The 23,800-nt window shown below is 46.6% G+C and carries 19 protein-coding genes, 2 tRNA genes and 1 pseudogene; 4 read left to right on the top strand and 18 right to left on the bottom strand.

The features are described 5' to 3' along the window. A pseudogene (locus EC843_RS15775) lies at nucleotides 1-137 on the top strand (integrase core domain-containing protein); the annotation flags it as partial. 9 nt (nucleotides 138-146) lie between these two features. On the opposite strand, the gene EC843_RS15770 reads toward EC843_RS15775, so the two are convergent. The 4 genes from EC843_RS15770 to ghrA all read right to left on the bottom strand — a co-directional run bounded on the left by EC843_RS15770 (nucleotide 147) and on the right by ghrA (nucleotide 3,097). Continuing rightward, nucleotides 147-626, bottom strand: coding sequence for a DUF1097 domain-containing protein (locus EC843_RS15770; protein ID WP_064547982.1), 480 nt, complete (start codon nucleotides 624-626; stop codon nucleotides 147-149). 103 nt (nucleotides 627-729) lie between these two features. Continuing rightward, nucleotides 730-1,284, bottom strand: a complete 555-nt coding sequence (locus EC843_RS15765; protein ID WP_064547984.1) for a molecular chaperone — start codon at nucleotides 1,282-1,284, stop codon at nucleotides 730-732. A gap of 52 nt (nucleotides 1,285-1,336) precedes the next feature. Beyond that, nucleotides 1,337-2,074, bottom strand: a complete 738-nt coding sequence (locus EC843_RS15760; protein ID WP_064547986.1) for a phosphatase — start codon at nucleotides 2,072-2,074, stop codon at nucleotides 1,337-1,339. A gap of 81 nt (nucleotides 2,075-2,155) precedes the next feature. Beyond that, nucleotides 2,156-3,097 carry a glyoxylate/hydroxypyruvate reductase GhrA gene (gene ghrA, locus EC843_RS15755; protein ID WP_064547989.1) on the bottom strand — a complete coding sequence of 314 codons (942 nt, stop codon included), beginning with the start codon at nucleotides 3,095-3,097 and terminating at the stop codon, nucleotides 2,156-2,158. A 207-nt stretch (nucleotides 3,098-3,304) separates the two neighbouring features. Here ghrA and EC843_RS15750 point away from each other — a divergent pair. After that, nucleotides 3,305-3,392, top strand: a tRNA-Ser gene (locus EC843_RS15750). A gap of 209 nt (nucleotides 3,393-3,601) precedes the next feature. On the opposite strand, the gene EC843_RS15745 is transcribed toward EC843_RS15750, so the two are convergent. From EC843_RS15745 to EC843_RS15735, 3 genes are all read right to left on the bottom strand, one after another. Next, nucleotides 3,602-4,912, bottom strand: coding sequence for a lyase family protein (locus EC843_RS15745; RefSeq protein ID WP_133522551.1), 1,311 nt, complete (start codon nucleotides 4,910-4,912; stop codon nucleotides 3,602-3,604). Nucleotides 4,913-4,924: 12 nt separating this feature from the next. Then, the gene (gene dcuC, locus EC843_RS15740; RefSeq protein ID WP_064547992.1) at nucleotides 4,925-6,307 is read right to left on the bottom strand and encodes a C4-dicarboxylate transporter DcuC; all 1,383 of its coding nucleotides are present in this window, start codon (nucleotides 6,305-6,307) and stop codon (nucleotides 4,925-4,927) included. Nucleotides 6,308-6,415: 108 nt separating this feature from the next. After that, nucleotides 6,416-7,300 (bottom strand): AraC family transcriptional regulator, encoded by an 885-nt coding sequence (locus EC843_RS15735; protein ID WP_133522550.1) that lies wholly within the window; start codon nucleotides 7,298-7,300, stop codon nucleotides 6,416-6,418. Nucleotides 7,301-7,749: 449 nt separating this feature from the next. Between EC843_RS15735 and EC843_RS15730 the strand changes: the two genes are divergently transcribed. Beyond that, a tRNA-Ser gene (locus EC843_RS15730) sits at nucleotides 7,750-7,837 on the top strand. Nucleotides 7,838-7,941: 104 nt separating this feature from the next. Here the strand turns inward: EC843_RS15730 and EC843_RS15725 are convergent. The 3 genes from EC843_RS15725 to EC843_RS15715 all read right to left on the bottom strand — a co-directional run bounded on the left by EC843_RS15725 (nucleotide 7,942) and on the right by EC843_RS15715 (nucleotide 15,414). Further along, nucleotides 7,942-11,055, bottom strand: coding sequence for an efflux RND transporter permease subunit (locus tag EC843_RS15725; RefSeq protein ID WP_133522549.1), 3,114 nt, complete (start codon nucleotides 11,053-11,055; stop codon nucleotides 7,942-7,944). Between the two features lie 11 nt (nucleotides 11,056-11,066). Then, nucleotides 11,067-12,221 carry an efflux RND transporter periplasmic adaptor subunit gene (locus EC843_RS15720; protein WP_064548018.1) on the bottom strand — a complete coding sequence of 385 codons (1,155 nt, stop codon included), beginning with the start codon at nucleotides 12,219-12,221 and terminating at the stop codon, nucleotides 11,067-11,069. A gap of 82 nt (nucleotides 12,222-12,303) precedes the next feature. Beyond that, on the bottom strand, nucleotides 12,304-15,414 hold the full coding sequence (locus EC843_RS15715; protein ID WP_064548019.1) for an efflux RND transporter permease subunit: 3,111 nt from the start codon (nucleotides 15,412-15,414) through the stop codon (nucleotides 12,304-12,306). Nucleotides 15,415-15,653: 239 nt separating this feature from the next. Between EC843_RS15715 and EC843_RS15710 the strand changes: the two genes are divergently transcribed. After that, nucleotides 15,654-16,271 (top strand): TetR family transcriptional regulator, encoded by a 618-nt coding sequence (locus EC843_RS15710; RefSeq protein WP_064548021.1) that lies wholly within the window; start codon nucleotides 15,654-15,656, stop codon nucleotides 16,269-16,271. A gap of 100 nt (nucleotides 16,272-16,371) precedes the next feature. On the opposite strand, the gene chbG is transcribed toward EC843_RS15710, so the two are convergent. The 8 genes from chbG to phoH all read right to left on the bottom strand — a co-directional run bounded on the left by chbG (nucleotide 16,372) and on the right by phoH (nucleotide 22,759). Then, nucleotides 16,372-17,133, bottom strand: coding sequence for a chitin disaccharide deacetylase (gene chbG / locus EC843_RS15705; RefSeq protein ID WP_064548023.1), 762 nt, complete (start codon nucleotides 17,131-17,133; stop codon nucleotides 16,372-16,374). A 45-nt stretch (nucleotides 17,134-17,178) separates the two neighbouring features. Next, complete coding sequence (locus EC843_RS15700) at nucleotides 17,179-18,522, bottom strand: 6-phospho-beta-glucosidase (protein WP_121813917.1); 1,344 nt, start codon at nucleotides 18,520-18,522, stop codon at nucleotides 17,179-17,181. Between the two features lie 137 nt (nucleotides 18,523-18,659). Next, entirely contained in the window at nucleotides 18,660-19,496 is an 837-nt protein-coding gene (chbR, locus tag EC843_RS15695; RefSeq protein ID WP_064548025.1) for a transcriptional regulator ChbR, read from the bottom strand. Between the two features lie 13 nt (nucleotides 19,497-19,509). Next, nucleotides 19,510-19,857 (bottom strand): PTS N,N'-diacetylchitobiose transporter subunit IIA, encoded by a 348-nt coding sequence (gene chbA / locus EC843_RS15690; RefSeq protein ID WP_064548027.1) that lies wholly within the window; start codon nucleotides 19,855-19,857, stop codon nucleotides 19,510-19,512. A gap of 77 nt (nucleotides 19,858-19,934) precedes the next feature. Further along, nucleotides 19,935-21,293, bottom strand: a complete 1,359-nt coding sequence (gene chbC, locus EC843_RS15685; protein WP_133522548.1) for a PTS N,N'-diacetylchitobiose transporter subunit IIC — start codon at nucleotides 21,291-21,293, stop codon at nucleotides 19,935-19,937. Between the two features lie 88 nt (nucleotides 21,294-21,381). Next, nucleotides 21,382-21,705 carry a PTS sugar transporter subunit IIB gene (locus tag EC843_RS15680; protein WP_064548032.1) on the bottom strand — a complete coding sequence of 108 codons (324 nt, stop codon included), beginning with the start codon at nucleotides 21,703-21,705 and terminating at the stop codon, nucleotides 21,382-21,384. A 10-nt stretch (nucleotides 21,706-21,715) separates the two neighbouring features. After that, nucleotides 21,716-21,880, bottom strand: coding sequence for a hypothetical protein (locus EC843_RS24575; protein ID WP_166642062.1), 165 nt, complete (start codon nucleotides 21,878-21,880; stop codon nucleotides 21,716-21,718). 90 nt (nucleotides 21,881-21,970) lie between these two features. Beyond that, on the bottom strand, nucleotides 21,971-22,759 hold the full coding sequence (gene phoH, locus EC843_RS15675) for a phosphate starvation-inducible protein PhoH (RefSeq protein ID WP_202914377.1): 789 nt from the start codon (nucleotides 22,757-22,759) through the stop codon (nucleotides 21,971-21,973). Nucleotides 22,760-23,800: the final 1,041 nt, after the last annotated feature.

The raw sequence follows: 23,800 nt of genomic DNA, 5'->3' as shown, positions 1-23,800 counted from the left end.
GATATCGGACAGGCAAGAAAGATGGTCAGGGAGTCGGTGGAAATCTACAACACGCGGCGGCCACATCTGTCGCTAAAATACAAAACGCCCGATGAAGTTCATCGGGCGTTGTAAGGCCGAAAAGTGTCAACCTATAGCAGGACTAGTCATTCGGTTATCACCTGTGACTCAGGTTTTGCTTTTCGCGCCGCTAACCATAATCCGCTGTTTTTCATCGCAAACCCAAATACTAAACCCAGCAGTAACGACGGAACGACAAGACGCCATTCTCCCTGGTTGGCAAAGGTCGCGCAGGCACCGATAAAAGTACCTGGTACAAATGACAGCAGCATATGTTTTGCCTGAACGCACATCAGAAATGCCACGACGCCCGTTACCATATAGCCCAGAATCTCCAGATGCGGAGCCAGCGCACTGCCGTGGATAATCACTTCCGCCCACAATACGCCGCTACATAGCGTGCATGCAGAAATAACAAGGCCCTTGATTCCGCCCTGCGGACACGCAAAGTACGCGGTACAACCGAGGAAGCCAGCCCAACTGAGAAGGCCAAGACTCACCGCAACCCAACCCCAAAGGCCTGAGAGAATACCGGTAGTCAATGCCAGAGAAATAAGTATGTTCATAGCGGCGTATCATAGCAGAGCCTTATGGCTCGACTACGATCTACCGCACAATTTTTGTAAATCAAAAATCAACGTTACATTTTAAATGTGATTTAAATCACATTTATTCATCACTTTCTTCTTCCAGCTCATCACGCATCGCCTGAATAGCTTCACGGCTAATTAATGCCAACGTACGGTAGAAAGCCGTGGTCGAATGCGCTTCCACTTTGCCCAGGAACGTCCCCGCCCATGGCATAATGTACTCATCAAATAAACGCACCTGGGCTTCAAATTCGTCTTCTTGTGATTGATCTTCCAGCCACGAAGCGGCCAGCAACAAAGTGCCAAAATGATCAGCAGGAGTTTCTGCAAGCGGCATGCCGCGTTGTTTCAAGAACTCACGAACGTCACCTTCGTGGCTGCCCGCTTCCCACGCTGAACGATATGGCGGTACGCTGCACTCTTCGCCGACAAACAGGGCATTGTAATCAGCAGCTAGCAGCTGAGGATCGCAGCTTTGTTGCAGGCGAGTCAGTAATTCATCCTGCTCCAGCGGCCAATGCTCTGCCAGCTTGCCTTCACGGATCATCGTCAACAATGGAACCAAAAGCGGATCCTGGGGTTGGCGGTAAAACAGCGATCCTAAGATGCGACAAATAATTGAAAACTCATTCATGCTAGTGGTCCATTAAGTAGAGATTTATTGAGTAAAAACTGTGGTGTGAAAGCTAAAGTGTGGCAAATTCTTCGATTGGCTTCATACCACGGGATTCAAGGAAACCAAGCATCCGGCGCACAGAAACATTGAGAATGCGCGCTTCCGGGAACTCAACTTCTGCCAGAATTTTGCGACATTCATCGAAATCACCAAGGGTGAATGCAGTATGGGAATCAGAACCCAGCGATAACCACCCACCCGCATCACGCACCGCTTCGGCGATAGCACGGCAGTTCGGGCCACTGCCCTTGCGCGAATGAGTAAATGAGGAGTTATTCAGCTCCAGTGCGACCTGATATTTTGCTGCTGCTTGTGCAATGGCAGGAATATCTACCGGGAATTTCGGGTTACCTGGATGGCTGATGATATGAACGTTACCGCTCGCCATGGCAGCGATCATTGCTTCTGTGTGTGTAGCGCTATCTTTTGGGGGAAATACAGGCTCATGAAAACCGGCAATAATAAGATCCAGTGAATCCAACATTGGGCCAGTGCAGTCAATTTCCCCGGCAGTATTTTTAATGTTGGCTTCAATACCACGCAAAATACCAACACCATCAACCATTCGTGGCCAAATACGCATGTTCACAAAATGCCAGTAATGTGGGGCATCAGCCATATCCGGGCCATGATCGGTGATGGCGAACAGTTGGATGCCTTTGCTTTTCGCAATCGCAATATAGTCGTGAAGGGTGCTATAGGCGTGGGTGCTAGCGACGGTGTGCATATGCAGGTCAACGGGATACATGGCTCTCTCCTTTTATCTCTTTCCCGCAAGGATAGCAGTTATCGCCATTGTTTTTTAGCCCGGCACTGGCCGGGCTTAGCATTAATAGCCGTTATGCAAAGAGACCTGTCCGCTCGGTGATTCACCTTTTTCAATTTCACGAATGGTTTTTGCAATGTACTCCATGGCTTCTTGCGGCCGAGTCACCGCCGCCAGATGCGGAGTGATGGCAATGCGAGGATGCTTCCACAACGGGCTGTTTTCAGGTAGAGGTTCTTTAGCAAATACGTCGAGCATTGCAGCTTTCACTTTGCCACTATCCAGTGCAGCCAGCAGATCGTTTTCGACCAGATGTACGCCCCGCGCAAGGTTCATAACATAAGCCTCATCGGCCAGTTGATTGAGCATTTGGCTGTTAATAATACCGACGGTTTGTGGCGTATTGGGCAACAAGTTAATAAGCACGCGGGTGCCATTCAGGAAATCGCTCAGTTCTTCGTTCCCGGCATAGCTTGTGATACCTGGATAATTTTTCTTGCTGCGACTCCAGCAACGAACCGGGAAATCCCAGGCAGCGAGGCTTTCTGCCACTTTCCCGCCTAGCACGCCCGCGCCGAGCACACCAATGGTAAAATCTTCACGGCGATAATCTTCCAGTGGCAACCATTTGGCCTGCAGCTTCAATGCCTGATAATCATCGAAACGGCGGAACCAGTGCAGCACCTGGCTGACGGCATATTCCTGCATTTGTAGCGCCATGCCGGTATCTTCGAGGCGAAATAGCGGCACGCCTTCGGGCAGCATATCCGGATGCGTCTGTAGTTTACTCAGAATGGAGTCCACACCTGCACCTAACGCAAACACACCTTTCAGCTCACTATGCCCGCTGAGCATCTCGACCGGAGGATGCCATACCAGAGCGTAATCAGCTGGCTGGTTATCGCCAGGACGCCACTGGCGAACCCTGGCATCGGGAATGAGCTGCTGCATACCGTCGAGCCAAAATTGCGTATCAAATGTCGGGTGGTGAAAAATAATATCCATGCTTTCTCCATTTATTCTTGTACTTACGCGTAGCGTTTAACAATACAGTAGATGAATGTAATAAAAAATCACCTCAGCGTTGCTGTTTTAAGAAGCAAGTTGTTTGAAGTTTGGCTAAACGCACCGACTTTGCTGAAAAGTGAATTGACGCAGCCCCCAGTTTTCCCTACATTAGCGCCCGTTCCGGCAGGTAAGGAACAACAAAACGGTGAGGTGTCCGAGTGGCTGAAGGAGCACGCCTGGAAAGTGTGTATACGGCAACGTATCGAGGGTTCGAACCCCTCTCTCACCGCCACATTTGAAGAAGAGCTCGTATGCAAATACGGGCTTTTTTTTCGCCCGTAACCCGTGGAGAGATGGGTGAGAACCCTCGACCCGAGGTTTGAGAAACACATTAGGACGTCAAGCATCATGTCCGCACAGCGGGCACACAAATACCCTTGAGCACCTGAACTCAAAAATTCAGGTGCTTCAGATGTAATATGAAATGTGAGAAATGCAGACTTAGCTATACTCCAATCCTGTATAAGAGCCTGGAGTAATAGCTTGTTCAAAATCTTCCATTGGCAAAATACAATGAAGGTTCTCATATCGCGAATACGATTCACTGAATGTGATCGATTCTTTTTTCGCCGCCATGATGATGTCATAAACAGCTTCGTGTGCCTTTGCCTTCCCTAGTCCTCTTTTGCATAACTCCATCATGACATTTTCACCATTAATCATTCCTTTGGTGATATTTAAATTTCTTTCCATGGCTGCTTTATCAATAAAGAGGTCTTTTAAAAGAACTTCAGTTTTTAAAATTATTTCATGGGTAAGTAAATTAGCTTCTCTTAATAAGCTATCAATAACTAAATTACTACAACCATCAGCTTCAAATGGCCTTACTGCCATATTTAATATAGTTCCTGGCAAACTAAATAAAACCTTTGAGTTGCCTATAATTCCATAACATAAGGCAGGATTGATTTTCTGCGGCATTGTACTACTTCCAACCTGCCCCTCAGAAAAACCTTCGCTCATTTCAGAATATTCTTCAGATGAGCTGATATATACTTCTTCAGCTATTTTCGCGCAAACATGTGCAATCAAAGTCAAATTGTTCACATATTGGCACATATGTACCCTGATTGACCTGCTGGGAATTTTCATTTCTCCCATACCTAACATATCAGCAACCCGCGATTGCATTTCAGGTCCTACATCAGGCAAAGTATGAAATCCACCTACTGCTCCGCCCATCATAACTTGAAAGATACCGTTGGCAGAGGTGATGAGAATGTCTTTACATCTTAAAAGCTCATCTTCCCATACCGAAAATTTAGTATTCAATAATATTGGCAAGGCATGTTTTGAGTGTGTTCTGGCCGCAATTACAACGCCTTCATTACGCCTTTTAAGTTCGCCAATATTGATAACCATCTTATCTATTATAGAAATAAATTCCTGATGAAACTTCTTACATATATAAAGCTCGGCTGTTTGCTGAATATTTTGCGTAGTTATTCCATAATGAATATATTTAGCCGCATCATCACCAACAATCCGTCCTAGTTCATTGAGCACAGGGACCAATGGATGTTTTGTCTTTATATATCCCTGGATGATATTTTCTTTATCAAGAAGAGATATATCACAGTGTTTAACAATAATGTCCCCTTGTTGTTGAGGTATGATACCCAACTCAATCTGAACCTTTGCTAATACAGCTTCAATGTCTAACCAAACTTGGTAAATGCTGGTATCTTGATATATATTCTCAAAACCATTTCTGTTCAGGGTATAACTTGTTGGATCATAACATGTGGTCATTGCGAGACACCTTTAAGCAAAAATAAGTTGGGTATAAAACAGGGTGGAAAATATACCTACAACACAAGGGATAGCTGCTCTTTTCAGCACTTCAAACGGGCTAACCTTTGCCGCAACAGCTACTGCAATTACTACCGCCGCCACCGGGGATAATGAACGTCCAAAACCAGCAGCATGTTGCATCGGTACCAGCATTTGTACTGCTTTGACGCCCGCTGCGCTTGAAAGCTCATTACCCAAGCTCGCAAAGCTAACAAATGCGGCACTGCCTGACCCTGTTAACATCGCAGTAAATGCGATAATTGACATACCGAAAATTGTAATAAGGATGTAGTGAATATCTCCTGCTAAGATCATGGACTTTAAAGCAGTGATCGCACCAATGGCATCCAGACCTAAAGTAAACATAGTTGCTGCAACAATTAAAACAACAACCGTACTAAATGCACCAGCCATGCCTTTGAAAAATTCGAAAGAATGCTCCAGAGCTAATTGTAAATTTCGTTTTTTACACGCATCAATTGCAACGATCAATATTAACGAGGTAAACATCGCAATCGGCGCATTAATTTTAATACCGTCAATACCGATATCAGAAAATATCATTAATAATGCTAATGGCAGGAACGGAAGCACTGCATAAAATTTAGGGATGGAAATGCCTTTTTCTTCTCCAGTAATGTTATCTACTCTTTGTTGATTTTTATGACCATCTCTTTTATCAAACCATTTTTGGACAAAGAAATGTGATACGGCAACTGTCAGCGTCACAGGTATAGCAACTAAGATTTCTGTAGTTGCAAAATACTCTGTTATCGACATGTCTAACAATTCTGCCGCGACATTTGAGTTTCCAGAACCCGGCCCTAGATCCAGGGAGCCACATGTTCCAATGACTACAGCAGCAGAAAGTGGGCTTACCCCTGCTTGTATCAGAATAGGATAAAAAGAAATTAATAACAGCATGGCAAGCCCTGCGGGACTTGGAATAACTAAATTTAACGTTTGGCCAATGATAAACGCCATCGCCAAAATCAAATAGGGCTTATTAATTATTTGTAGTGGTTTAGCACAAGCTTTAACTAAGCTATCAGCCGCACCTATTTTACTCATATATGCAGCAAAACCAGCTGATGTCATAGCAATCATACCGATCGTTGCTGTGCGTTCAGACATAATTGCACTGAATGCTCCGAACAAATCAAAAAAGGTTGAACCAGTCGTGGTAAATTTATATTGCGCCCCCATAAATTCAGCGATACCGCCTTGAGTGAATACCACTCCGATAGTCAGCATTAAAAGACCTGAAATGGTCAATGTTGTATGAGTCTGATAATTTTTTATAATCATATACATCGTAATAAACACAACCGGCACAGCCATATATGCAATCATTTTTTAGTATCCATATTTATTCATAGTAAAGTTTTCATATTTCTATGCGGAAATTTACGACCAAATGCTCACGTTAATAACAAATTGCAATTATGTATATTTCACTATTTACTCATTACCAACTCGATATTGCTTAGGTGATAAATGGAAATAACGTTTAAATTGTTTAGAAAATTCATACTGAGATGAATACCCTAGTTCATTTGAAATTTCTAACACCCTGAGATTTGTAGTCCTCAGTAAAGTACATGCTTTATCCAGACGACGCCGGACCATATAGTTCATAAGTGACAGGCCAGTCTGTTCTTTAAATTCTTTTCTGAAAACTTCATAATTCAATAAGTTACTCTCACAATATGATTTAAGGTCAATACGTTGATTAAGAAATTTATCTAAATCTAACTTCACCTGATTAATACTTTCATTTTCATATTGCGCATGGAAAGCTGGTGTTTTATTAAATATACTATTCAGTAACTCTATGAATTTTATATAAACACTTGGCATATCCAATTCACTTGCTTTTTTGATAAACTCCATAAAACTGGTAAAATTATCAATAATTTCTAATGGGCATGAAGTTTGATAAACAACTTTCTTGTTGTCAGGCAGTAAAAATGATGACAAGTGTTTATATAAGTTTAGATCACAGTCTAAATAATATTCCTTCCAGGATGGCTGGCTTTCGCAATGACTGGAGTGTTTGTATTCTGGTTTTCTTAAAAAAACAGAACCTTTCTTCAAATGATGCAACTGATCCTGAGAGTCAACATAAGTACCCTTACCTTCTATAACAAGGACTAATGAGAAGTAAGGGAACGTTACATTGATATGTTTTTTTGTTTTTCCTTCTCTGTCAATATAACCACACCCAATCCAACTACCACTATTTCCAAGCGCTTTTGAATAGTTCACGGATGCCGTTGTTTTTGAAGAACTCTCAAGTGGTTCAATAAATGGGACTTTAATCTGATATTTATGTCTGTTTTCCATTTCTCATCTTTTCAACATATTGAATATAGAAAATTAACTTGTCCAATTACATTTATTTACGGCTTTCAAGCATTAGAATACTTTATATACTACGGGCTTTTATTCAACAAAAAAATATCACTCCTGGGTTTAAAGATATGCTCATTGGGACATTTCAATATACAGATCACACATTTAAAACTTTATCTAAAATTAAACGAATTCACCGCGCTTACCACCCCCTCTTGAGAAACCAATCATCCACATACTGTTCGCGGTACGAAAAGGGCATCTTTCAGATGTTAGAGTTACCTTCAGCATCTATGCTGGCGTTTTATTCACCTCATTCTCAATCATCGTTCACACCTTAACCGAACGGTACATAAACCAAAGATTAAACTTGACCGAATGAGGTTGAATCCCTATAGTAGCGCCCCGTTGCCCCCAGAAGTTGGCAACAAAAACAAAACGGTGAGGTGTCCGAGTGGCTGAAGGAGCACGCCTGGAAAGTGTGTATACGGCAACGTATCGAGGGTTCGAACCCCTCTCTCACCGCCATATTTAAAGAGAAAGTCTGAATTCACGTTCAGACTTTTTTTTCGTCTGTAGTTTGTGGTTTTGTCGGATAAAAAAACCCGAACCTAAGTTCGGGCTTTTACATGTTAGTCAGTGTTACCTTTGCTAAATCGCTCTCGTATCACCACAAAGAACACCGGTACGAAGAAGATAGCCAACAGGGTTGCGGATAGCATTCCTCCCATCACGCCGGTCCCAACCGCGTTCTGCGCACCACTGCCGGCACCACGGCTAAGAACCAAAGGCATCACCCCTAAAATAAACGCTAATGATGTCATCAGGATTGGGCGTAAACGCATTCGCACTGCATCCAGCGTGGCTTCCATTAACCCTTTACCCTCTTTTTCCATCAAGTCTTTGGCGAATTCAACGATCAGTATCGCGTTCTTCGCTGATAGCCCAATCGTCGTCAGCAACCCGACCTGGAAATAGACGTCATTATTCATGCCGCGCATTGCCGCCGCTAACAGTGCCCCAAAAACGCCAAGTGGCACCACCAGCATCACCGAGAACGGTATCGACCAGCTTTCATAAAGTGCTGCGAGGCACAAGAACACCACCACCAAAGAGATAGCGTAGAGTGCAGGTGCCTGGTTTCCAGAAAGCCTTTCCTGATACGACATTCCGGTCCAGTCATAGCCGATACCGGACGGTAATTGAGATGCCAGTTGTTCCATCAGTATCATCGCGTCACCGGTACTTTTACCCGGAGCAGCCTCGCCTAATATTTCCATTGATGGCAAACCGTTATAACGCTCCAGACGTGGTGAACCGTACATCCAGTGAGATGAAGAGAATGCTGAAAGCGGTACCATTTGCCCGCTGCTACCGCGAACATAAAGGTTGTTGATGTCCTTTGGCAGCATGCGGAAACGGGCATCAGCCTGCACATAAACCTTCTTCACACGGCCATGATCGATAAAATCGTTCACGTAAGTGCCGCCCAATGCACTAGCAATGGTCTGGTTGATATCCGTAATGCTTACACCGAGTGACTGTGCTTTTTCCTGGTCGATTTCCAGTTTGTACTGTGGAGTATCTTCCAGCCCATTCGCACGAACACGAGTGAGGATATCAGGATGTTTTGCCACCATGCCCATCAGTTGGTTACGCGATTCAGTCAGTTGCTGGTGCCCAAGGTTTGCCTGGTCAATCAGTTCAAAGTCAAAACCTGTGGCGGTACCCAGTTCCATGATGGCGGGTAAGTTAAACGGGAATATCATGCCATCACGAATTTTGCCGAACGCTTTGGTTGCACGTTCAACGATGGCGCCAACCGCATTCTCCTTGCCGGATCTTTCATCCCACGCTTTCAGGCTAATAAATGCAATCCCGGAGTTTTGCCCCTGCCCACTGAAGCTAAAACCGTTTACGGTAAATACCGATTCAACATTGGCTTTTTCGGTACCAAGATAATAGTCAGTAATCTGATCGAGCACTTTCTGCGTTCTTTCCTGGGTTGCCCCCGCAGGTAATTGCACCATCGTCATAAACACGCCCTGATCCTCCTCGGGCAAGAATGAAGTCGGCAAGCGCAGAAACAGAAACGCCATACCGGCAACAATAATCAGATACAGCAGCAGATAGCGCCCAGTATTACGCAAAATGTTACTGACACTGTTGGTGTAGTGATTGGTGCTGTGATTAAACTTTTCGTTAAACCAGCCAAAAAAGCCCGTTTTGTGATGCGTTTCGGCAGTAACCGGTTTTAGCAATGTGGCACACAATGCCGGAGTAAGGATCAGTGCCACCAGTACCGACAGCGCCATGGCTGAAACGATGGTAATCGAGAACTGGCGATAAATAGCGCCGGTCGAACCGCCAAAGAAAGCCATCGGAATAAAGACCGCCGACAATACCATCGCGATCCCGACCAGCGCCCCTTGAATCTGGCTCATCGATTTCTTAGTGGCTTCTTTTGGCGAGAGATGCTCTTCAACCATCACGCGTTCGACGTTTTCCACCACCACAATCGCATCATCTACCAATAAGCCGATCGCCAGCACCATACCAAACATGGTGAGCGTGTTTATCGAGTAGCCAAACGCGGATAAAACTGCAAATGTCCCCAGTAACACCACCGGTACTGCAATCGTTGGGATTAAGGTCGCACGGAAGTTTTGCAGGAACAAATACATCACCAGGAATACCAGGATGATGGCTTCGAACAACGTTTTCACCACTTCATGAATGGAGATTTTCACAAACGGTGTAGTGTCGTACGGGTAAACCACTTTCATCCCTTGCGGGAAAAAAGGTTGTAGCGAGACCAATTTCGCTTTGATCCCTTCAGCGGTATCCAGCGCATTTGCACCTGTCGCCAGTTTAATACCCAAGCCAGCAGCGGCCTGCCCATTAATTTTCGCCACTGTGTTGTAGTTTTCCCCCCCTAGCTCAATACGGGCGACATCACTTAAATGCACCACCGAGCCATCCGGATTCACTTTCAGCGTCACTTTGCCGAACTGTTCCGGGTCACGCAGACGCGTCTGGGCAATAATCGAGGCGTTAAGCTGCTGGTTTTTCACTGCAGGCGTGCCACCGAGTTGCCCCGCAGCAACCTGGTCGTTCTGCAGTTTTAACTGATTCACCACATCGCCCGGGTTGAGCTGGTATTTGTTCAACGCCCCCGTATCCAGCCAGATACGCATCGCATACTGCGCACCAAACAACTGCACATCGCCAACCCCGTTGGTCCGGCTGATAGCATCTTTGAGATTCGACGCCACATAATCGGAAATGTCATCCTGGGTCAGGCTTGGGTTGTCAGAGATAAAGCCCGCCACCAGCAAAAAGCTGCTGGAGGACTTTTCAACGCTAATGCCCTGCTGCTGCACTTCTTGCGGTAATAACGGCATCGCCAGTTGCAGTTTATTTTGCACCTGAACCTGGGCAATATCCGGGCTGGTGCCTGATTTAAAGGTCAAGGTGATCGTCACGCCACCAGCGGAGTCACTGGTAGAAGACATGTACATCAGGTTATCGATACCGTTCATATTCTGTTCGATAACCTGCGTCACAGTGTCCTGCACCGTTTGCGCATCCGCACCCGGATAGGTTGCCGTTACCGCAACCGCCGGAGGTGCAATCGTCGGATACTGCGCGACCGGGAGTTGTAATATCGCAAGCGCGCCAGCAATCATCAAAATGATCGCCAGCACCCAGGCAAATATTGGTCGTTCAATAAAAAAATTAGCCATTTTCCAGAACCTTAGCGTGTTTGGGTAGCAGCGCTATCCTGTACCACCTGTACAGCAACACCGGGACGAACGCGTTGAAGCCCACTAACGATGATTTTCTCACCAGGCTTAATGCCTTTTGTCACCAGCCATTGATCTCCAATCGCCTGAGGTGCGGTCACTTCGCGGACTTCTGCTTTGTTATTCTGATCAACCACCATCACGGTGGCGTCACCGCGAGGATTACGCGTCACACCTTGTTGCGGCACTAAAATCGCGTCCGGCTTAATGCCTTCGTCAATTTTTGCGCGCACATACATACCCGGCAGTAACTGGTGCTGCGGATTCGGGAATACGGCACGTAAAGTAATGGAACCGGTGGTTTGATCGACCGTCACATCAGAAAACTCCAGCTCGCCGTTTATCGGGTAAAGCTGGCCATCTTCCATCAGCAGTTGCACCGCAGTTTTTCCATTAGCTTTCTGCAGGCTACCCTGCTCAACCGACTGCTTTAACTGCATAAAGTCATTGCTGGATTGCGTGACATCGACATAAATCGGGTCAAGCTGTTGAACCGTTGCCAATGAAGAAGCCTGACCATTAGTGACCAGCGCCCCTTCGGTGACATTCGACTTACCAATGCGCCCGTCGATAGGAGAAGAAACTTTGGTATAGGCGAGATTAATCCGCGCATTTTCTACATCCGCTTGCGCCGCTTTCACTTCTGCATCAGCTTGCTGAGCGGTTGCGACTGCCTGATCGTATTCCTGTTTGCTGATGTAATTGGTGCCAAGCAATGGCACATAACGTTTCACCGTCAGATGCGCAATATTCGCAGCGGCTTTTGCTTTAGCGAGCGCCCCTTGCGCACTGTTCCATGCAGCCTGGTAAGGAGCAGGATCAATCTGGTAGAGAGAGTTTCCCGCAACAATATCGCTGCCTTCGACAAAATTGCGCTTCAGGATGATGCCACTGACTTGCGGACGAACTTCCGCCACGCGGAACGCGTCAGTACGCCCAGGAAGTTCAGTCGTCACCGCCAACGGAGCCGCTTTAGCGATATAGACATTGACCTGCGGCGCAGGCAATGCAGCCTTTTCGTCGCCTTTATCATTACAACCCGCCAGAATTCCCGCTGCGACCAGAAGTACCGAAGGCAGGATGATGAACTTGCCATATTTCTTCATTACGATTCCTTAAAGCATGATTCTTGAAGTAAAAACTTGCAGTCCGGGGGCAAAGAAAAGCGCCCCTGACAATGAAATCCTGTTATTTCGCCTTACCAAAACGGCGACTTATCACGACGAAAAATACCGGGACAAAAAAGATCGCCAGCAGCGTGGCAGAAACCATGCCGCCCATCACGCCAGTGCCCACGGCATTTTGCGCACCACTTCCCGCGCCATCGCTGATAACCAGCGGCATCACGCCCAGCATAAAGGCCAGCGAAGTCATCAGAATGGGGCGCAGGCGCATGCGTACCGCATCGAGCGTGGCTTCAATTAACCCTTTGCCTTCTTTGTCCATCAGGTCTTTGGCAAACTCGACGATAAGAATCGCGTTCTTCGCCGACAGCCCGATAGTGGTCAGTAACCCAACCTGGAAGTAGACGTCATTGTTCAAACCACGCAGCGCGGCGGCCAGCAGTGCACCGACCACACCAAGCGGTACAACCAGCATGACTGAGAAGGGGATCGACCAGCTTTCATAGAGTGCAGCGAGGCACAAGAAGACGACTAATAATGAGATGGCGTACAACGCCGGAGCCTGGTTGCCAGATAGACGTTCTTGATAAGACATTCCCGTCCAGTCAAAACCGATTCCAGTGGGGAGTTTCGCCGCAAGATCTTCCATTAGCAGCATCGCTTCACCAGTACTTTTACCCGGTGTGGCTTCACCGAGAATTTCCATAGAAGGCAGACCGTTGTAACGTTCGAGGCGTGGAGAACCATAAATCCAGTGCGCGCTGGCAAATGAAGAGAATGGCACCATTTGCCCACTGCTCCCACGCACGAACCAACTGTTAATGTCCTGCGGTAACATGCGGTTCTCCGCACGCCCTTGCAGGTAAACTTTCTTCACTCGCCCGCTATCAATAAAGTCATTAACGTAGGTACTGCCGAGGCCGGTAGCGATCGTCTGGTTAATATCGGAAATGCTCACGCCCAGCGACTGGGCTTTCTCCTGATCGACTTCCAGCTTAAATTGCGGGGTATCTTCCAGCCCGTTCGGGCGAATACGAACCAGCATATCCGGACGTTTTGCGATAGATGCCAGCAACTGGTTTCGCGCCTCGGTCAGCGCTTTATGCCCAAGGCTCGCCTGGTCGATTAACTCAAAGTCAAAACCGGTGGCGGTTCCCAGCTCGGTAATCGCAGGTAGGTTGAAGGCGAAAACCATGCCATCGTGGATTTTGCTAAATTCACGAGTGGCACGCCCGACAATCGCCCCCACTTCATTCTCTTTGCCAGGGCGTTTATCCCAGTCTTTCAGGCGCACAAAAGCCAGACCATTGTTCTGACCTTTACCGCTGAAACTAAAGCCGTTAACGGTAAATACCGAATCAACGTTTGCGGATTCTTTGGTCAGATAGTATTGGGTTATCTGATCCATGATTTTTTCGGTTCTGGCTTGTGTTGCCCCGGCAGGCAACGTCACCATAGTCAGGAACACCCCCTGGTCTTCTTCGGGTAAAAATGACGTAGGTAAGCGCATGAACAATACCGCCATTCCGACTACAATCAGGACATAAAGCAGCATGTAGCGCCCGGTGCGGCGCAAGATCAGCTTTACGCTGTCGGTATAATGATTGGTGCTTTGTTCAAAGCGAGCGTTAAACCAGCCGAAGAACCCAGTGGTTTTACCATGACTGCCTTTAGCAACCGGTTTGAGCAAGGTGGCACACAGGGCCGGTGTCAGAATTAACGCGACTAAAACCGAAAGCGCCATCGCCGAGACAATTGTTATTGAGAACTGGCGATAGATAACACCTGTAGAGCCGCCGAAAAAGGCCATTGGGATAAATACTGCCGACAGCACCATGGCAATCCCCACCAGCGCGCCCTGTATTTGCCCCATTGATTTTTGTGTCGCTTCTTTCGGTGAAAGCCCCTCTTCCACCATCACGCGTTCGACGTTTTCTACCACCACAATGGCATCATCCACCAACAAGCCTATCGCCAGCACCATGCCGAACATCGTCAGTGTGTTTATCGAATAACCAAACGCGGCCAGAATGGAAAAGGTCCCCAGCAACACCACCGGCACGGCAATAGTCGGGATAAGCGTGGCGCGGAAGTTCTGTAAAAACAGATACATTACCAGGAACACCAGCAAGATAGCTTCGAGCAGAGTTTTGAACACTTCGCGAATGGAGATTTTGACGAATGGCGTGGTGTCGTAGGTATAGACAACGTTCAAACCGTGTGGGAAGTAACTTTGAAGTTTAGCCATTTGCGTCTGCACCGCTTTGGCGGTATCCAGCGCGTTAGCGCCAGTGGCTAATTTAATCCCCAGACCGGCGGCAGGTTTGCCATTGTAGCGGGCGATCACGTTATAGTTTTCGCCGCCTAGTTCAATCCGCCCGACATCGTGCAGTTCAACCCTGGCACCATTCGGCTGCACTTTAAGTAAAATGTGGCCAAACTGTTCCGGATCGCGCAGACGGGTTTGGGCAATAATAGAAGCATTGAGTTGTTGGTCTGCAATGGCGGGCGTTCCGCCAAGTTGCCCGGCAGCAACCTGTGCATTCTGAGTTCTAATCTGGTTAATCACATCTAGCGTGGTTAACTGGTATTTATTCAACTGATTAGGATCGAGCCAGATCCGCATCGCATACTGCGCACCAAAAAGCTGCACATCGCCAACCCCTGCGGTACGGCTGATCGGGTCTTTGATATTAGAAGAAATATAGTCGGCAATATCGTCCTGACTCATGCTGCCATCTTGTGAGATAAACCCAGCCACCATCAGGAAACTGCTGGAGGATTTTTTAACACTGATCCCCTGTTGCTGGACTTCCTGTGGCAACAAAGGCATGGCGAGCTGAAGTTTATTTTGTACCTGTACCTGAGCGATATCCGGATCGGTACCTGACTTAAAGGTCAGGCTCACCGTCACGCTACCCGAGGCATCGCTGGTTGAGGACATGTACATCAGGTTATCCAGGCCGTTCATGTTCTGTTCGATAACCTGGGTCACTGTATCCTGAACGGTACTGGCGTCCGCCCCCGGATAGGTTGCATTAATGGCAACAGCTGGAGGGGCGATTGTCGGGTACTGCGCCACTGGCAAATTAATGATGGACAGCACGCCAGCCAGCATCAAAATGATCGCCAACACCCAGGCAAATATGGGGCGCTCGATAAAAAACTTCGCCATGTGAAGAGTTCTCTGTTAAAGGTCTAATTCTGTGACGGATATAGTGACCGGAAGCTTAACAGAGGCTATTAAGATTAATGATTCATGCGTGTATGTATAAACTTATATTCCTGGACTGGACTTCGAAAAAATTAAAGCACACAATAATTTCGCTTTTTACCTGAATCTCTACTAATAGAAAAACAAATCGTTAAACATGTTAATTCTTGTAACTAATATCCACAAAGAGTTAATTTATCATGGCAAGAAAAACAAAATCAGAAGCGTTAAAAACACGTCAACATTTAATTGATGTCGCGATCACACTATTTGCTAAAAAAGGCGTTTCGACAACAACACTGGCAGACATTGCTGATGCGGCTGGCATGACGCGTGGCGCGATTTACTGGCACTTTGACAGCAAAGTGTCACTGTTTAATGAAATCTGGAATCTTCAATCCAGTTTTGCACTGGAAATAAGACGTAAACTCAAAACACAAACTCATGACAACGATTTACAATTATTCCGTGAAATCATCATTGAAACATTAAAATTCATTTCAACCGATCATCGCCAGCGTGAGTTACTACAAATTCTTTACCATTCGTGCGAATTTAATGGGGAGATGTATTCCGAACGGGAAATAAGGGAGCGTATTTGGTTTAATCGGGAAAGAATGAAAAAGTTATTGCGCAATTGTATATCAAAAGGGTTAATTCCTGTTAATACCAATATAGAACTCATGATTACCATTATTCACGGTTATCTCAGTGGTATTGTCAAAAACTGGCTGATGCGACCGGAGAATCTTAATCTCAATGAACAAGCCCCAGAAATCGCCGACAACCTGTTGGTGATGCTGAGAAAATCTGCCTGAATGGGTGATAAAAAGGTGATAACTGTTGGATGACGCTACGCTTATCCAACCTACGTTTTGTAGGGTAGATAAGCGTAGCGTCATCCAACAACAGAAAGTCTTACAAATCCTTGAACGACCCTAACCGATAGCCGCGTTCCGCTATCGCATATTTAAGTGAAGCAGAAGTTAATACATCCAGTTCAGCCAGACGTGGGTAGCAATATTTGCTGGCCAGAATAGTGTTATCGATAAATGAAGGGTGGCACATCACTTCAAGCGACAGCTCACCGCGCGCCATAGCCCGATCGAGGGTGTCGAGAAATAGCATTTCGGATATCGAGTCACCATAAAAACCACTGTCAAAGCCCTGAGTGGTTTTTACACCCAGCGGCTCCAGCCCATCGGCTTTAGCGGCATCATAGTCAAAGCGCAGCGGAATGCCTTTCGCCTTCGCGAATGCTTCAACAATTGGGTAGATTTGCGGAATCATATGCACATGATGATGGCTATCGATATGCGCAGGTTCGCGGCCAAATAACTCGACGAATTTCGCAAACTGGCAAGCCAGTTCATGTTCAATTTCCGCCAGCGGCAACGTGCCTTCCTCAGCGCGTTGCCAAATCCATTTGCCCAATTCACCCTTCTCATCCACCAGCCCCGGCATGGCAGACAGCGGACGGCCTAAAGTCAGCACAAAGTGCATACCAATCGCCAGACCAGGATGTTTTGCGCTTAGCGCAACGGCGTGTTCAATCCCCTGGCCGTTAACCATCGCGGTGGTCGACGTCACCACGCCATTGGTGAAAGCATCGATAATTCCGTAATTTTGCGCTTTACACAGCCCAAAATCGTCCGCGTTAACAATTAATAACTTATCCATTGTCGCCTCGGTAAGCTGCCTTCCCCATTCAGGGAAGGCCTCCGGTTATTTAAGTGCAGCAATTGCCTGCGCAAAGTTTGGCAGATTTGCTTCGTGCGCAAGCAACAGGTCGCGGGCAATTTTCTCTGCGTCTTTATCTGAGTGGATAAGCGGGCTTAAATTCAGTGCCAGCAGCACGTCGTTAAAGTTACCGCTAATTGCCGCTTCGCTTGCTGCGACTTCAAAGCCTTTGATGGTGTAAATCAGACCCAGCACTTTCTCATCAAAATGCGTGATGCGTGGAGTGGGTGTTGCGCCATCGCGACCGATAGTACAGGTCATTTCTACCGCCCAGTCAGCCGGAATATTATCAACATGGCCGTGATGCGGCACGTTAACGTAATGCTCACTTTGCTTGTCGTTGTAAATGTCGCTAATCACTTCGCAAGCGGCGTCAGAGTAGTAAGCCCCACCGCGCAATTCCAGCTCTTTTGGCTTCACATTCAGAGCCGGATCTTTGTACAGTTCGAACAGTTGTTTCTCAACTTTCTGGACAACAGTAGCGCGCGCGCCGCCTTTGTAAAACTCGCCCATTTCGATAGCCAGCATCTCTTTTTGCTTGAAGTAGTAGAGCAAATAAGAACACGGAAGCAGACGCAGAGAACGAATCAGACCTTCACTGAATGGCAGATCAAAGATATTTTTCACCGAACCTGCGGTAAGCGTACCTGACGCCACACCATCAAGTAGTTCATCAAAGCGAGAAGTGCCATTAACGATGACATCTTTGATGAACACCATGTGGTTCAGGCCGAACAAGTCGATATTCAATTCATCGGTTGGCGCGAGTTTTAACACATCTTTAATGAACATCTTCATGCCCACCGGAATGTTACACACGCCAATGAATTTCTTGAAATCTGTGTGGCGATAAACCGCTTCAGTCACCATACCGGCTGGGTTGGTGAAGTTAATCACCCAGGCATCCGGACAAATTTCTTTCACATCATTAATGATGTCGAAAATTACCGGAATAGTACGCAGGCCTTTAAACAGACCACCGGCACCGTTAGTTTCCTGGCCCAAATAGCCATAACTTAGCGGGATGCGCTCATCCAGTTCACGGGCTTTCAATTGGCCAACACGCAATTGGGTAGTGACAAAGTCGGCGTCTACTAGCGCTTCACGGCGGTCGAGCGTTTTATACAGCGCAATCGGCACAGCAGCGCGTTCAATCATACGCAAGCAAAGATCAAAGATAATATCTTGTTTCTCTTTACCAGCTTCAACATCGACCAGCCATAATTCAGTAATCGGCAATTCTTCGTAACGTTTAATAAAACCTTCGAGTAATTCAGGGGTATAGCTGCTACCACCACCGATTGTAACGACTTTCAATTTTTTACTCATGAGGACTCCGGTACAAGTTTATTGCACTGTAAATTAAGACAGCGATATAGATGTATTATTGAGGGTTATATCCGACGATTGTCATATTGGATATAGTTATCAACCCTCACTAATACATTCACAGGTTATTAATATAATCACTTAATGCTGTATAACTGCTTCCGATAATGCTGAGGTGTAAACGACGTTAACTTTTTAAAGTTTTTGATAAACATACTGGCACTACTATAACCTGACTCGAAAGCAATATCGGTGACGGAATAGTTGGTAATCTCCAGTTGCTTCTTGGCAAAATTAATTCTTATCTCATTGATGATCTGCATCGGCGTTTTGCCGTAATGGCGTTGCGTGGCACGGGTTAGATATTCTTGCGACTTACCGGCCAACTCCACCATATTAACTAATGCTTTATCACCAAACATTGACTTACCGTGCATCTGCTCGACAGTGTTTTTCAACCAGACAGGAATATCCCCCCCTGACTCTGATTCTTTGTGATGGCGCAGACGATTAACAATATAAAACGTCACCATTTCCAGAAACTCATTAAACTCACCTTGTCGGAAGTTTAATGATGCCGTAACAGATTCGATATAAGTCAGAAATTCATTCTTAATCTGATAAACCTGTGAGGCAATAAAATAAGCTGGAAATAACGGTAAATAGTGCTGTTCAAAAAAAGCTTTGCTGATACCGACATTCAGGATTCGCGTCGCACCAAAATCATAAAAGCTTTGATGGTAAGAACCGAGTGGAATAAAAACAAAACTTCCTCTTTCCAGCAGCACGCGTTTACCGTTGATTTCCTGGTAATAACGCCCTGTCAGCACTACCGTAAATTCGTAGTAATCATGCTGGTGCAGCCCGGAGACACTTTCAACTTTGTTGTGGATGAACATGTGGAAATGTTGACCATCAAAAAGTTGGCTCTCACGTGCCGTGTTGATTTCCATACTGATTACCGGTGGCTGCATAAGGGACTCCAACTTATTTTATTTTTTCGTGAAGCTCAATAAGTTCTGTCACCAACTCACGTGCCAGCATCGAGGTCATCAGGTGGTCCTGCGCATGAACCAGTACAAGACTCACTTTGGTTTTGCCTTCGCCCTGGTCACCTTCAATCAGTTTGGTTTGCACCAGGTGGGCTTCGTTCAGTGCTTCACGAGACTGCCCCATCAACTCCCAGGCTTTTTCGAAATCGCCCGTTTTAGCGATTTTCAGTGCTGCATACGCCAGGCTTCGCGCCTGACCGGAATTGATGATTAAGCCCATCACCACTTCTTCAAGATCGTTAGTATCGACTTCGTTATCTACTGCGTTATCTAAGTTAAACATCAAAATCTCTCCCGGTACTTTTAAAGTGGTTGGGGACGCAGGGGCCATCCCCAACCAAAACTATTCAGAATTTAAGATTAGAATTTCAGTGCGTTAGCAATATCTTCTTCGCTTTCTTCTTCTTCAATCACCGCCTGCGCTTTGTTCGACAGGATAACGAATGGCATGTAGACACATGTCGCGACACCCAGGTTAAACAGAGCCACTAACAGTGCTGCGATACTACCGTTACTGTTGAAGAAGGCACCCAAACCGGTAGGCATGGTCCACGGAGCCAGGTTAGTGACCGGTGGAATGATTCCCAGTGAGTAAGCCGCAAGTGTAATTGCTGCCAGAATCGGCTGAACCAGGACAAACGGGATAAACATAACCGGGTTCATGATGATTGGCAGACCGAACAGAATAGGTTCGTTAATCTGGAAGATGCCTGATGGCAGTGCCAGTTTCGCTACCTGACGGTGATCTGCACGGCGCGAAACCATGAAGATGGCGATAATCAGACCCAGTGTCGCACCAGAACCACCCAACAGGATGTAGGAGTCGAGCATTGGTTTGGCCCAGAAGTGGAACTGTTTGCCAGCATCAATCGCAGCCTGTACAGAACCGTACTGGTTGTAGAGAGCGATGTTTTCCAGCGCCCACGGAGTCATAATTCCGTTGTCCAGCGCGGTCAGCGCCAGTGAACCATGCACACCGAAGAACCACAGCAGGGAGTTGAAGATAACGTACGCCCAGCCCACTACCGCACCCATCGACGCCAGCGGCGTAGAGATGGAATCCATAATGATCTGGTGGAAGTTGCTACCGTGATTCGCCAGCAGCCAGGAAATAATCCCGAAAATAGACAGGATCAGGAAACCTGGAATTAATGCTGAGAATGACCTCGATACCGAAGTCGGTACGCTATCAGGCAAAGTAATAACCCAATTGCTGCGGATAACAAAAGTAAATAGCTCCGCGACGACCAGGCCAATAACAATACCGGAAATAATATTCTGACCACCTAACCAGTTAGCCCCTACCGCATAAGCTTCGCCTACGCTATATGGAGTCACAGTCATAAATGCCGCTACGGATAATAAACCGGCTGCAAGTGGATCAACTTTACGTTCTTCAGCAAGTGCCATACCAATGAAAAAAGGAGCCATTAGCGACATAATACCTAACGTACCGTTATATACGTTGCCGCCAATGGCTTTTAACCCATTAAGGGTTTCAATGGTCGAGGGGTCTAAACGAATACCTAAGGAATAGAAAAAGGAACCGGCACCAAAACTCAGAAAGACGTTATTGATTAATACAAACATGGCCCCGGCAAGGGTCAATGGCATTAATTTGATGAAACCATTTTTAATTGCGTTGACGTGCGGTTGCTTCCCAATTTTCACTGCGAAAGGAAGCAATATCTTTTCAAGTGAATCAATGACTTTACTCATTTGGAATTTCCTTTATTGCCGCAAGTTTCTTGCGGCCAGGTTGTGTAAGGTCGTTCTTTGACGGAAAAATAAAACAAAAGGTAAAAAATTAACTATTAGCTGCTGCTTTCTTGATTGATGCGACGGCTGCTTTCAGCACGCCTAATCCATCAATTTTGCCGTACATTGCCGAATCAATAACTTCGACAGTTTTACCAGGTAATACTTTTTGAATTTCTGGAAGCATATAAGCGATTTGTGGTCCAAGTAATACCAAATCTGCATCCTTGCCTTTTTCCGCCGCCAGAGTTTCAGGCCAGGCTTCAATAACAACGGGTACTTCGTACTTCTCTGCCTGCGCCTTCATTTTTGATACCAGTAATGAAGTGGACATTCCAGCAGAACAAAATAGGTAGATACGTTTTTTAGTCATAATAGTTTCCTCACGTTGCAATGGCCTGCATGTCGGATATCAGCACACCCCACACCTGCAAAAGCAAATCATCATTGGTAAGTTCTGATTGTGTCTGGTTGTAAGGAGTATACGGCAACATTCTGGCGGGGAATAATTTTGAGGAGCCTATAATTGTCTCTCCTTGACCATCCATTTTGATACCCTTCACATTTTGGGCAAATAATTCGCGCAAAGAAAAAAGCCCAAACAGAGTTTGGGCTTTACGAATCTATCACACCAGAAATCAGTCGTAGGCATTCAACGTGCGCTGGCAAAGGGCTGAGCGCACACAATCTTGTTTGCCAAATCGGACGACACCGATCATTTCATCTTCTTCAAAACGTGCCAACGCATCACTCAGGCCGGACTGAACACCACGTGGTAAATCACATTGCGTGATATCGCCATTGACGATCACCGTCACGTTTTCCCCAAGGCGCGTTAAGAACATCTTCATTTGCGCTGCGGTGACGTTCTGCGCCTCATCCAGAATAACCACCGCATTTTCGAAGGTACGTCCGCGCATATAGGCGAACGGCGCGATTTCTACTTTACCGATTTCGGGACGCAGACAGTACTGCATGAAAGACGACCCTAAACGTCGCACCAGGATGTCATACACCGGGCGGAAATAAGGAGCGAATTTTTCCGAAATATCCCCGGGTAAGAAGCCGAGATCTTCGTCAGCTTGCAGGACCGGGCGGGTAACAATAATCCTGTCGACATCCTTATGTATCAGGGCCTCAGCGGCTTTTGCCGCACTGATATACGTCTTGCCGCATCCCGCTTCGCCGGTGGCGAATATCAGCTGTTTTTTCTCGATGGCATTAAGATAGTGCTGTTGAGCCTCATTTCGCGCCGCTATTGGTGAATTATCACGGCAATCCCTGGCCATACCGATAGATTCAACGCCGCTCATCTGCACAAGCGATGTGACCGATTCCTCTTCGCGTTGTTTGTGGCTACGCGAATCCCGTCTCAGCACACGTTTTGCTTCACGACGAGCTTTGATCACTGCTTTCTGTCTTCCCATGGATGGCACCTTACAGTTGGTTTCATTTCCCGCGTCACTTTCAGTCACGCGATTATGCTTACTAACGGATGAGGTTTGGCTTCCTTTTAAGCCATGAACTGCCGGTTGAGAGGATGCACCAGTTAGACGAAATACGCCGCTTAGCGCATCGTTGACACTTTGAGTTGTTAAGGAGTTTGGGTTTTTAGCGGTGAAGACAGCGAAGCCGGAGGAGAAGCCTCCGCGCTGGATGGTGCGGGTAAGATGTCTCGTTAATCGTCCAGTACAGGACCCTACCATGCGCTGTCTCCATTGTGATTAAAATTCACAGCCGGGAACTACCGCTCGTGCTTTAAGTACATCAAATTTTATCTTAAATGCAACACTTATTTTACTTTAATTAAACATTAGCGTTTCGTCATGCGCTGAGTCAATTTATGCCACAGAAATATTACACTTTTATATCAGCCGCATAGTCATAGGAAATGGGGATGAATAGCTGGTGTGTGAATTGTTAGCAAATGAAACATTAGCAGGAGAAGGAATTGCCCTCTTGCAAGATAGCTGTCTCTTAGACACAACTCTCCCTGGCAATCTTGTCAGGGTGAGATCTGTAAGCCTCGCTGATTTTCCGTTCACCCGTGTGTTCAGTTATCTCTTTAATTCCCGCAAACGGTGAACGTATCAAGGGGTTAACGCCAACCCCTTGATAATCCAGGCGCCCGGCAAATCAATCGCCGCTAAAGCGGTAAACACCGTTTTTCACCCAACATTCGGGGTCGTTCGCGATTCGTTCCAGACGATCGCTCTCTCACGTGGTTCCCGACCACGTGACCCCAACTGAAGGGTAAAAAACGGCGCGATTGAAGCCGGGGACAAGGTCAAAACCGCCCTGGCTTTTGACTTTGACTTTGACTTTCGGGTCCGGCTTAAATCGCCTCCATTTTGACTCCAGGTGGCAGGGTCCAGCCGTCGGGAACGGCTGGAGGGCGCGATCGTCGGGAACGAATCGCAACCGACCCTGACACGGAGGCAAAATGGAGGTTTACCGCTTGCGGCGAT

The sequence above is a fragment of the Buttiauxella sp. JUb87 genome (assembly GCF_004361975.1).
GTDB classification, from domain to species: Bacteria; Pseudomonadota; Gammaproteobacteria; order Enterobacterales; family Enterobacteriaceae; genus Buttiauxella; species Buttiauxella ferragutiae.
The sequence above is the reverse complement of the archived record's forward strand: the minus strand, read 5'-3'. Positions and strand labels throughout refer to the sequence as shown.

What these genes read in the sequence shown, in the direction of transcription:
- EC843_RS15745 (WP_133522551.1), bottom strand. Translation starts at nt 4,912, where the DNA reads ATGACCACATGTTATGATCCAACAAGTTATACCCTGAACAGAAATGGT.
- EC843_RS15760 (WP_064547986.1), bottom strand. Translation starts at nt 2,074, where the DNA reads ATGTATCCCGTTGACCTGCATATGCACACCGTCGCTAGCACCCACGCC.
- EC843_RS15770 (WP_064547982.1), bottom strand. Translation starts at nt 626, where the DNA reads ATGAACATACTTATTTCTCTGGCATTGACTACCGGTATTCTCTCAGGC.
- EC843_RS15720 (WP_064548018.1), bottom strand. Translation starts at nt 12,221, where the DNA reads ATGAAGAAATATGGCAAGTTCATCATCCTGCCTTCGGTACTTCTGGTC.
- EC843_RS15715 (WP_064548019.1), bottom strand. Translation starts at nt 15,414, where the DNA reads ATGGCGAAGTTTTTTATCGAGCGCCCCATATTTGCCTGGGTGTTGGCG.
- dcuC (WP_064547992.1), bottom strand. Translation starts at nt 6,307, where the DNA reads ATGATTGCATATATGGCTGTGCCGGTTGTGTTTATTACGATGTATATG.
- chbC (WP_133522548.1), bottom strand. Translation starts at nt 21,293, where the DNA reads ATGAGTAAAGTCATTGATTCACTTGAAAAGATATTGCTTCCTTTCGCA.
- chbR (WP_064548025.1), bottom strand. Translation starts at nt 19,496, where the DNA reads ATGCAGCCACCGGTAATCAGTATGGAAATCAACACGGCACGTGAGAGC.
- EC843_RS15765 (WP_064547984.1), bottom strand. Translation starts at nt 1,284, where the DNA reads ATGAATGAGTTTTCAATTATTTGTCGCATCTTAGGATCGCTGTTTTAC.
- EC843_RS15725 (WP_133522549.1), bottom strand. Translation starts at nt 11,055, where the DNA reads ATGGCTAATTTTTTTATTGAACGACCAATATTTGCCTGGGTGCTGGCG.
- EC843_RS15710 (WP_064548021.1), top strand. Translation starts at nt 15,654, where the DNA reads ATGGCAAGAAAAACAAAATCAGAAGCGTTAAAAACACGTCAACATTTA.
- EC843_RS15680 (WP_064548032.1), bottom strand. Translation starts at nt 21,705, where the DNA reads ATGACTAAAAAACGTATCTACCTATTTTGTTCTGCTGGAATGTCCACT.
- EC843_RS24575 (WP_166642062.1), bottom strand. Translation starts at nt 21,880, where the DNA reads ATGGATGGTCAAGGAGAGACAATTATAGGCTCCTCAAAATTATTCCCC.
- phoH (WP_202914377.1), bottom strand. Translation starts at nt 22,759, where the DNA reads ATGGGAAGACAGAAAGCAGTGATCAAAGCTCGTCGTGAAGCAAAACGT.
- chbG (WP_064548023.1), bottom strand. Translation starts at nt 17,133, where the DNA reads ATGGATAAGTTATTAATTGTTAACGCGGACGATTTTGGGCTGTGTAAA.
- ghrA (WP_064547989.1), bottom strand. Translation starts at nt 3,097, where the DNA reads ATGGATATTATTTTTCACCACCCGACATTTGATACGCAATTTTGGCTC.
- EC843_RS15700 (WP_121813917.1), bottom strand. Translation starts at nt 18,522, where the DNA reads ATGAGTAAAAAATTGAAAGTCGTTACAATCGGTGGTGGTAGCAGCTAT.
- EC843_RS15735 (WP_133522550.1), bottom strand. Translation starts at nt 7,300, where the DNA reads ATGGAAAACAGACATAAATATCAGATTAAAGTCCCATTTATTGAACCA.
- chbA (WP_064548027.1), bottom strand. Translation starts at nt 19,857, where the DNA reads ATGTTTAACTTAGATAACGCAGTAGATAACGAAGTCGATACTAACGAT.